The 9,728-nt window shown below is 71.1% G+C and carries 9 protein-coding genes; 7 read left to right on the forward strand and 2 right to left on the reverse strand.

Features of this window, described 5'->3' with window-relative positions; translation table 11 throughout:
* Window positions 1–23: 23 nt before the first annotated feature.
* Together trxA and OO014_RS08360 are read right to left on the reverse strand one after the other, a co-directional pair.
* Window positions 24–413: a thioredoxin gene (gene trxA / locus OO014_RS08355; RefSeq protein WP_272461842.1), complete on the reverse strand. Its 390-nt coding sequence runs from the start codon at window positions 411–413 to the stop codon at window positions 24–26.
* Window positions 414–463: 50 nt separating this feature from the next.
* Window positions 464–1,096, reverse strand: a complete 633-nt coding sequence (locus tag OO014_RS08360; RefSeq protein ID WP_272461843.1) for an SIMPL domain-containing protein — start codon at window positions 1,094–1,096, stop codon at window positions 464–466.
* Between the two features lie 96 nt (window positions 1,097–1,192).
* Between OO014_RS08360 and OO014_RS08365 the strand changes: the two genes are divergently transcribed.
* The 7 genes from OO014_RS08365 (at window position 1,193) to OO014_RS08395 (ending at window position 9,706) form a co-directional block, all read left to right on the forward strand.
* Window positions 1,193–1,543, forward strand: coding sequence for a VanZ family protein (locus OO014_RS08365; RefSeq protein ID WP_272461844.1), 351 nt, complete (start codon window positions 1,193–1,195; stop codon window positions 1,541–1,543).
* Between the two features lie 261 nt (window positions 1,544–1,804).
* A complete protein-coding gene (locus OO014_RS08370; protein ID WP_272461845.1) occupies window positions 1,805–4,078 on the forward strand; it encodes a DEAD/DEAH box helicase in 2,274 nt (757 codons plus the stop codon).
* Window positions 4,079–4,121: 43 nt separating this feature from the next.
* On the forward strand, window positions 4,122–4,682 hold the full coding sequence (locus tag OO014_RS08375; protein WP_272461846.1) for a YqgE/AlgH family protein: 561 nt from the start codon (window positions 4,122–4,124) through the stop codon (window positions 4,680–4,682).
* A gap of 31 nt (window positions 4,683–4,713) precedes the next feature.
* Complete coding sequence (locus OO014_RS08380) at window positions 4,714–5,544, forward strand: glutamate racemase (protein ID WP_272461847.1); 831 nt, start codon at window positions 4,714–4,716, stop codon at window positions 5,542–5,544.
* A complete protein-coding gene (locus OO014_RS08385) occupies window positions 5,541–5,870 on the forward strand; it encodes a DUF3039 domain-containing protein (RefSeq protein WP_272461848.1) in 330 nt (109 codons plus the stop codon). Before OO014_RS08380 ends, OO014_RS08385 begins: the two co-directional genes overlap by 4 nt.
* A 102-nt stretch (window positions 5,871–5,972) precedes the next feature.
* Entirely contained in the window at window positions 5,973–7,736 is a 1,764-nt protein-coding gene (locus OO014_RS08390) for a DEAD/DEAH box helicase (protein WP_272461849.1), read from the forward strand.
* Window positions 7,737–7,849: 113 nt separating this feature from the next.
* Window positions 7,850–9,706, forward strand: a complete 1,857-nt coding sequence (locus tag OO014_RS08395; RefSeq protein WP_272461850.1) for a bifunctional metallophosphatase/5'-nucleotidase — start codon at window positions 7,850–7,852, stop codon at window positions 9,704–9,706.
* The last annotated feature ends 22 nt before the right edge of the window (window positions 9,707–9,728 follow it).

Below are 9,728 nucleotides of genomic sequence, written 5' to 3' on the forward strand. Positions count from 1 at the left end.
CGACGTCCCGGCCGGTGCCGCGCTCAGTCCTGGGACGAGCCCTCGGCTGCCGCCTCCTTGGCGATCTCCGCCTTGATGGGCTCCATGTCGAGCGCCTTGACCTGCTCGATGACGCTCTGCAGGGCCGACTGCGGGAGCGCGCCTGGCTGGGAGAAGACGAGGACGCCCTCCTTGAAGGCCATCAGCGTGGGGATCGACGTGATGTTGGCGGCGCCGGCCAGTGCGGGCTCCGCCTCCGTGTCGACCTTGCCGAAGACGATGCCCTCGTTGCCGGCCTCCTGGGAGGCGGCGTCGTAGACGGGAGCGAACTGGCGGCACGGTCCGCACCACGCCGCCCAGAAGTCCACGAGGACGATGTCGTTGTCGAGCACCGTGCGCTCGAACGTCTGTGCGCTCAGGTCTGTCGTAGCCATGTCTCTCCCAACGGATCGGTGTCGGACTTCATTCCGTCTCCCGCCCGGCCTCAGCCGTGCAGGGGACGCAGCTCCCACGTGACGGTGACGGTGGACGTCATCTCCAGGTCGCCGCCCTCGATCGGCATCCCGGCGGACATCTCGCGCGCTGCGAAGGCCATGCCGGTCCCTGCTGGATAGGGGGCGGCGCCGCTCTCGGCGACCTCGAGGACCTCGCCCAGACCGGAGCCGGACAGCGCGGCGTACTGCGCGGCCTTGGCTCTGGCCTCGGCGAACGCGGCATCGCGGGCCTCGCGCTGACCGGTGGTCCGGTCCGCGACGTCGAGGCGCACCTGGTCGACGAGGAGCGCGTTGCCCGCCACCGCGGCCGCTGTCTCGAGGAGGTCCCCGACGGCTTCGAGCCGGCGGACCGTGACCCGCAGCCGCTGCTGGGCGGTGAACCCGGCCGGCGACCCGGTCTGGTCGTAGCGCTGACCGACCGACGCGTCGAGGGTGCGGATGTCGGCGTCGGCCACACCGGCGTCCCGCACGGCGGTGCCCACGGCGCTGATGCCCCGCGAGGCGCCCATCAGCGCCGCCGCGACGTCCGCTGCATCGTGGCCGACGCGCAGGTCGAGGCGGACGACGTCGGGGGAGACGGACGCGATCCCGGTCCCCACCACGGTCACCCTTCGTTTGGCCATGGACCCAACGTAGCTGCCCCCACCTGCAGCCGCACGGCCGAGCGGTCATGGGCGGGCGCTTCCCGGCGCAGGCCTCCTCTCTAGACTGCGGGCACCATGGACGGAGGCAGGCGAAGGTGGTGGACGGGGGCGGCCCCCGCCTCGGTGCTCGTCCATCTCGCGGCGCTGTACTGGCCCGTCGTGACGGTGGCGGGGCCGGTGTCATGGACGGACAAGGTCGTCCACCTCGTGCTGTTCGCCGTGCCGACCTATCTCGTCGCACGGCTCCTGGCACGGCCGATCTGGGTCGTCCTCGGCTTCGCCCTGCACAGCGTCGTCAGTGAGCTGTCGCAGCACTACTGGCTGCCGGGCCGCTCGGGCGACCCGTGGGACGTCGTCGCCGACGTGGCAGGAGTCGTCCTCGCTGGGCTCGCGCTGCTGGTCAGCGGCCGCTCGCGGCGCTGCTAGACTGGACCGGTCCGTCTCCGAGCATTCCGGAACCTTGGACGAGTCGACCGCCTTAGCGCGGGTGGGCTCGGCCGGCGGGATGACGACAAGGCAGCTCGCACCACCGGTGCGACCCGAACGACGCGGAGCGGACCATTCCACCGGGGCACCGATGCCACCCGGTCCACTGGGCGCCAGGAGCGCCTGAGGCTCGTCTGCATGGTCGTGGCGCTACTCACGGCTCGAGACGAAGTCTGCTCGAGTCAAGAGAGTTGAACACGTATGCCCAAGAAGCCGTCCTCCAGCGCGCCCAAGAAGGCCCGCTGGACCCCTGCAGAGAAGAAGTCGCGCGCGAGCGTGGCAGCCAAGAAGCCCCATCGCGGCCAGCACCCCGGTGCCAGGACGTCGCGCCCGGCGACCACCTCCACGAGCCATGTCGGTGGCCGTGACTGGCGTGGTCCGCGGGACGACCGCCGCGATGACCGCCGCGATGACCGCCGGGACGACCGTCGTTCGTTCGACCGGCGTGACGACCGCCGCGATGACCGCGGGGGTAACGAGCGCCGTTCGTTCGACCGGCGTGATGACCGCCGTGACGAGCGCCGTGATGAGCGCGGTGGCTACCAGCGTCGCGACGAGCGGCCCTCCTTCGACCGGCGCGACGACCGCGGTGGCTACCAGCGCCGCGACGACCGCCCGTCCTTCGACCGGCGCGATAACCGCCGTGAGGACCGCCGCGATGACCGGCGTTCGTTTGACCGGCGTGATGACCGTGGGGGTTACCAGCGTCGCGACGAGCGGCCGTCCTTCGACCGGCGCGACGACCGCGGTGGCTACCAGCGCCGCGACGACCGTGGGTCCTTCGACCGCGGCGACCAGCGTCGCTCGTTCGACCGGCGTGACGACCGCCGCGATGACAGGCGTGACGACCGCCGCGATGAGCGGGGTGGCTACCAGCGCCGCGACGAGCGTCGCGACGAGCGCCGTTCGTTCGACCGGCGCGACGACCGCGACGCGTGGCGTCAGCGCGGCGCTCGCACGCAGGACCGCTTCGTGCCCAACTCCTACGAGGAGGCGGAGGCGGAGCGCCTCGACGCTGACACCTGGACGAAGGCGACCCGCAAGCCGGTGACCGACGGTCCCGTCGAGGTCGCGGCCGACAATGGCTTCGCGGCACTCGGCCTGTCCGAGCGGCTCGTCGAGCGACTCGCGCGGGACGGCATCACCGACCCGTTCCCCATCCAGGCGGCCACGATCCCGGACGCGCTCGCCGGCAAGGACGTGCTCGGTCGGGGGCAGACGGGTTCCGGCAAGACGCTGGCCTTCGGCCTGCCGATGATCACCCGGCTCGTGGATGCCGGCCTGCGCCGGGCGCCGCGTCGGCCGCACGCTCTCGTGCTGGTGCCGACGCGTGAGCTTGCCATGCAGGTCTCCGACGCCCTGGAGCCGCTGGTGCACGTTGCTGGTCTGCGGCACAAGCTCGTCGCCGGAGGCCTCAGCTACACGACGCAGATCGCTGCGCTCAACAAGGGTGTCGACGTCCTCATCGCAACACCGGGCCGGCTCAACGACCTGCTGGAGCGTGGCGCGGTCGAGCTCGACGACATCCGGATCACGGTGCTCGACGAGGCCGATCACATGGCCGAGATGGGCTTCATGGCCGAGATCACGACGAGCCTCGACAAGATCCCGGCCGACGGCCAGCGGCTGCTGTTCTCCGCCACGCTGGACAACGGGATCGACGCGCTGGTCGAGCGCTACCTGACCGACCCGGTCATCCACTCGACGGACGACGCTACGGCCTCCGTGGAGACGATGGAGCACCACGTGCTGCTCATCGACCCGCAGCACAAGAAGCTCATCACGGCCGAGGTCGCCAACCGTCCGGGCCGGACCGTGGTCTTCTGCCGGACGAAGCTGGGGGCCGACCGGATCGCCACGCAGCTGCGCGAGCAGGGCGTCCTGGCGGCTGCGCTCCATGGTGGGCTCAGCCAGGGGGCGCGCAACCGGGTGCTGGGTGCGTTCCGCGACGGTTCGCTGCCGGTCCTCGTCGCGACCGATGTCGCCGCACGTGGAATTCACGTCGACGACGTCTCGGTCGTGCTCCAGGTGGACCCGCCGGCGGACCACAAGGACTACCTGCACCGGTCGGGTCGGACGGCCCGCGCCGGTGACCGCGGCACGGTCGTGACCCTGGCGCTGCCGCACCAGCGCAAGACGATGGAGCGCCAGCTCCGAGAGGCAGGGGTCGAGGTCGCTCCCGTCAAGGCCGCTCCCGGCGACGCGATCATTGCCGCCACGGGTGCCACGACGCCTTCCGGTGTGCCGATCTCCGAGGCGGACTTCGCGCGACTCGTCGAGGGTCCGAAGTCGCATCGCCGCGGTCCCGCCGGGGCACGCGGGCCGCGCCCGGGTGCGGGCGGCGGCCACCGTCCACACCACGGCCGGGGTGACGAGCGTGGGCGCGGCCGCGGGCGTGACTCCCGCGGCGGTGACCCGCTGGTCGGTCGTTGGGGTGACGAGGACCGCTCGCGCGGCTCCCGCCGCGGCTACTGATTCCCCGCGCAGTGTCGGGACCCGGTGTGGAAGGCTTGCTCTCGTGAGCTCGACCTTCCACACCGGCCGCCTCCTCGTGGCCACTCCCGCCGTCGAGGGGGACGTGTTCCACCGGTCGGTGATCCTTGTCCTGCACCATGACGAGGCCGGCGCTCAGGGCGTCGTCCTCAACAAGCCGCTCGCAGCCGAGGTCGACTCGGTCCTGCCCGGGTGGCAGCGGGTCGTCACGGCGCCGCATGTCCTCTTCCAGGGCGGGCCCGTCTCGACCTCCTCCGCCCTCGGCCTGGTCACGGTGCCGGGCGACGAGCCGGAGCCTCTCGGCGTCAAGCGGCTCTTCGGCTCGATCGGCCTCGTCGACCTCGACGTGCCGACGCCGGTCGTCGCGGCGGAGCTGGCCGGGATGCGGATCTTCGCCGGCTACGCAGGTTGGGAAGCCGCCCAGCTGGAGGGCGAGATCGTGCGCGGCGACTGGTACGTCGTCGACGCCGAGGTGCGCGACGCCTTCACGCCGGACCCGGCGGGCCTGTGGCGCGCCGTCCTCCGGCGCCAGCGCGACAGCCTCGCGTTCGTGGCCAACTTCCCTGACGACCCCTCGATGAACTGACCCCATGCCGTATGCCGCTGAGCTCCCTCCCATGACCGACCGACCTCACCGTCGGGTGGCGTTCGTCGACAGCGGCATCGGCCTGCTGGGCTACGCCGCCGCGCTGCAGGAGCTGCGGCCCGACCTCGAGCTCGTCCTGGCCCTTGACCCGGACCACATGCCCTACGGTCCGCGAACTCCCGACGAGGTGCGCGAGCTGATCCTCGCCTCGGCCGCCGCCGCGGCGCAGCTCGACCCGGTGGCGATCGTCGTCGCGTGCAACACGGCCTCCGTCCACGGGCTCGACGCGCTCAGGGCGGTCTTCGAGCCCGAGGTGCCGGTCATCGGGACCGTTCCGGCGATTCGGCCCGCGGCGACGACCGGAGGGCCGGTGACCATCTGGTCCACGGCTGCGACCTCCTCGAGCGACTACCTCCGGGGCCTCGTCGATGCCTTCGCCTCAGACGTCGACACCCACTCGGTGGCGGCGCTGGGGCTCGCGGAGGCGATCGAGGCGACGGATGCCGACGCCATCGACCAGGCCATCGGGGCGGCGCTGGCGCAGACGCCGAGCGACACCCGGGCGCTCGTGTTGGGGTGCACGCACTACGGCCTCGTGGCGGACCGCATCTCAGCGGCCTTCCGCGGGCGGGGGGCCGAGGTGACGGTCTTCGACTCACCCGTGGCGGTGGCGCGCCAGACTCTGCGACGAATCGGCCTCGAGCCCGACGAGGAGGCGGCGCCCACGCCGACCCCGCCGACCGTCCTGCTGAGCGGTCGGCCGGGTGCCCTGCCAGGGCGGCTGGCTCTCTATGCACAGGGGGCGCGGCTGCTCGGCCGGGACGGTCCCGACGCGGGCGCACCGCCTACACTCGCGTCATGAGCGAGATGCCCCCCGACCCCTTCGACACCGAGCCGCAGCCGCTGCGCAGCACGGGTACGGCGACCATCGAGCGCGAGGAGGTCCGCGAGGAGCTCCAGGAGCCCGGTGACCACGAGCGCTTCTCGCACTACGTCCGCAAGGAGAAGATCCTCGAGAGCGCCCTCTCCGGAGAGCCGGTCGTCGCCCTGTGCGGCAAGATCTGGGTGCCTGGCCGCGACCCGCAGAAGTTCCCCGTGTGCCCCGTCTGCAAGGAGATCTACGACGGCCTGCGCGACCCGCAGGACGGCGAGGGGTCCGGCGGTGGGGACGGGGGCTCCGGCGGCTGAGGACCGGCCGACGCCACACGCTGATATCACGGCACCGAGGCCCTGCCCGCGAGGCGGGGCCTCGGCATGTCGTCCGACGAAATCCCTTACGGTTGGGGGCCTATGAGTTCTGGGGCTGCGTTTCATCTGTCACCCGCCTTCCCGGAGCGGGCGGCTTGGGGCACCGCGAGCAAGCTGCGGGCCTGGCAGCAGGAGGCTCTCGATGCCTACCTCCGCGACGAGCCGCAGGACTTCCTGGCCGTGGCCACGCCCGGCGCGGGCAAGACGACCTACGCGCTGCGGGTGGCGACCGAGCTGCTGTCCCGGGGCGTCGTCCATCGCATCACGGTGGTCGCGCCCACGGAGCACCTCAAGACCCAGTGGGCCGATGCCGCCGCCCGGGTCGGGATCAGCCTCGACCCGAAGTTCAGCAACTCCGTCGGACGCCACTCCGAGGACTACCACGGCGTCGCGGTGACGTATGCGCAGGTGGCCTCGCGCCCGGCCCTGCACCGCGAGCTCACCCTGTCCCGTCCCACGCTGGTGATCCTCGACGAGATCCACCACGGCGGTGACAGCAAGTCGTGGGGCGACGGCATCCGCGAGGCGTTCGAGCCGGCAACACGTCGGCTGTCCCTGACCGGCACCCCGTTCCGGTCGGACACGTCGCCGATCCCGTTCGTCCGCTACGAGCTCGACCCCGAGGGCGTCCTGACCTCGTCCAGCGACTACGCCTACGGCTATGCCGAGGCCCTGCGCGACGGCGTCGTCCGACCGGTGCTCTTCATGGCCTACGGCGGCAACATGCGCTGGCGCACCAAGGCGGGCGACGAGATCTCCGCGAGCCTCGGCACGCCGATGACCAAGGACCAGATCGCCCAGGCCTGGCGCACGGCCCTCGACCCCAAGGGCGAGTGGATCGGCTCCGTGCTCGCTGCGGCGGACAAGCGTCTCACCGAGGTGCGTCGCGGCGTTCCCGACGCGGGTGGTCTGGTCATCGCCTCCAACCAGACCCAGGCGCGGGCGTATGCCGCCCAGCTCCGCGCGCTCACCGGCGAGGCGCCCAGCGTGGTCCTGTCCGACGACGCCGGCGCGTCCAAGCGGATCGAGGACTTCGCCGCTGACACGTCACGATGGATGGTGGCCGTGCGGATGGTCTCCGAGGGCGTTGACGTCCCTCGCCTCTGCGTGGGCGTCTATGCCACCTCGACGTCGACGCCGCTCTTCTTCGCCCAGGCGGTGGGGCGGTTCGTCCGCGCCCGGCGGCGGGGTGAGACGGCGTCGGTGTTCCTGCCCTCCGTTCCGGTCGTCCTCGACCACGCTGCGCGGCTCGAGGAGCAGCGCGACCACGCCCTCGACCGCAGGCCGGCCGCCGAGGACGACGTCGCGGCCATGTGGGCCGAGGAGCAGGGGATGCTCGACGAGGCGATGCGCGAGGACAAGGCGAGCGCCGGGCTGCTCGACGAAGGGGCGTTCGAGGCGCTGGAGTCCGATGCGCACTTCGACCACGTGCTCTTCGACAAGCAGCAGTGGGGCATGCACGCCCAGGTCGGCTCGCAGGACGAGGAGGACTACCTCGGGCTTCCGGGCCTGCTCGAGCCGGACCAGGTCGCCGCGCTGCTGCACGAGCGGCAGCGCCGCCAGGTCAAGCGGTCGCCGAAGCAGGAGGGCGCTGCCCCGGTGGCCCAGCACCGCGCGCTGGCGGCCCAGCGCAAGGAGCTCAACAAGCTGGTGGCCGCCTACGCTCGGCAGAAGGGCTACCCTCACGCCAACGTGCACCTCGACCTGCGCCGCGCGTGCGGAGGTCCCGACCTCGCCGCGGCCTCGTCGGAGCAGGTCGCCGAGCGGATCGACAAGATCCGCAACTGGCTCGTCGGGCGCCGTTGATCCTGCCCATCGGGCCGCCCCAGGATCGTCAGGTTCTGCCAGCAAGCAGATCCCCGAACCTCCGCGCGGAGGACTAGCGTCGGTCCCGTTTCCACGGCTGCGAGATGCAAGGGATGCCCATGACCATCGACGTGCTCGGGTCCGAGACGACCCGACGACAACTGCTCACCATGGCCGCCGTCGGCGGCGCCGGGCTCTTCACGATGGCCGGAGCTCCCGGTGCCGTCGCGCAGGGGCGCGGAGACGGCACCAACGGCAAGCCGTTCCGGTTGACCGTGCTCGGCACGACCGACCTGCACGGCAACGTCTACAACTGGAACTACTTCAAGGACGCCGCCTACAGCGACTCCAAGGGCAACCACGTCGGCCTGGCCAAGGCGGCCACCCTGATCAAGGCGGTGCGGGCGGAGCGAGGGGCAGACACCTGCATCACCCTCGACGCGGGCGACACGATCCAGGGCACCCCGCTCGCGTACTACTACGCGAAGATCGACCCCATCACGGACGGTTCGAAGCACCCGATGGCCGAGTCGATGAACCTCGTCGGCTACGACGCCGCGGCTCTCGGCAACCACGAGTACAACTACGGTCTCGACACGCTGCGCACCTTCGAGAGCCAGCTGAACTTCCCACTCCTGTCGGCCAACTCGGTCGATTGGGACACGGGGCGGCCGGTGTTCCGGCCCTACGTCATCAAGACGGTGCAGGTGCCGGGGTCCAAGCCGGTGCGCGTGGGCATCCTCGGACTCGTCACGCCCGGCGTCGCGATCTGGGACAAGGCCAACGTCGAGGGCCGGGTCAAGTTCCCCGGGATCGTCGAGCAGGCCGCAGTCTTCGTGCCGAAGCTCAAGGCAGCCGGCGCTGACATCGTGGTCGTGTCCGTCCACTCGGGCGCGGACACGTCGTCGTCCTACGGTGACGCCCTGCCCTACCCGGAGAACGCTGCGAGCCTCATGGCTGAGCAGGTGCCGGACATCGACGCCGTGCTCGTTGGACACGCCCACGTCGAGATCCCACAGCGTTTCGTTCAGAATGCGCAGACCGGCCGCGAGGTGCTGCTGTCCGAGCCGCTCTACTGGGGCATGCGCGTCACCGTCATGGACCTCGACCTGATCAAGGTCCGGGGCCAGTGGCGTGTCGCCGCTTCGAGCGCCACGACGCTGAACTCCAACTCGGTGCCGGAGGACGCAGAGATCGCCACCCTGCTCCAGTCCTCGCACGAGACGGTGCGGGCCTACGTCAACAGCGTCATCGGCTCCTGCACGGAGGCGATGTCGGCAGCCACCTCGCGCTACGAGGACACCGCTGCCATGGACTTCATCAACCTCGTCCAGGCCCAGACGGTCCAGGCCGGTTTGGCCGGCACCGCCGGAGAGGGCCTGCCGGTGCTGTCGATTGCTGCGCCGTTCAACAAGAGCGCCGCCATCCCGCAGGGTGACGTGACGGTCCGGGACGTCGCGGGCCTCTACATCTACGACAACACGCTGCTCGGCATCGTCCTCACGGGTGCCCAGGTCAAGGACTACCTCGAGCAGAGCGCCGCCTACTTCAAGCCGGTGCCCGGACCGGGCACCTACCCGGCCGACGCCGTGACGAACGCGGTGACGGAGCGGGCTCCCAAGGGCACGCCGGACTACAACTACGACATCATGGGCGGCCTCGACGCCCGTCTGACCTACGACATCGACCTCACGCAGGCGGTGGGGTCGAGGATCACGGGCCTCTCCTACGACGGCGCGCCGATCGGCTCCACCGCGGAGTTCGTGGTGGCCATCAACAACTACCGGCAGTCGGGAGGCGGCAGCTTCCCGCACGTGACGGCGGCCCCGGTCGTCTACAACCGGCAGCTCGAGATCCGCCAGCTGATCATCGACTGGGTGACGGCCAACGGGACCGTCGACCCGCCGTCGTTCGCGAGCATCGACTGGCGCCTCGTGGCCGGAACGACGCCCCTGACGATCACCCCCTGACGATCACCCCCTGACGATCACC

It is taken from the genome of Intrasporangium calvum (assembly GCF_028446585.1).
Classification (GTDB): Bacteria; Actinomycetota; Actinomycetes; order Actinomycetales; family Dermatophilaceae; genus Intrasporangium; species Intrasporangium calvum_A.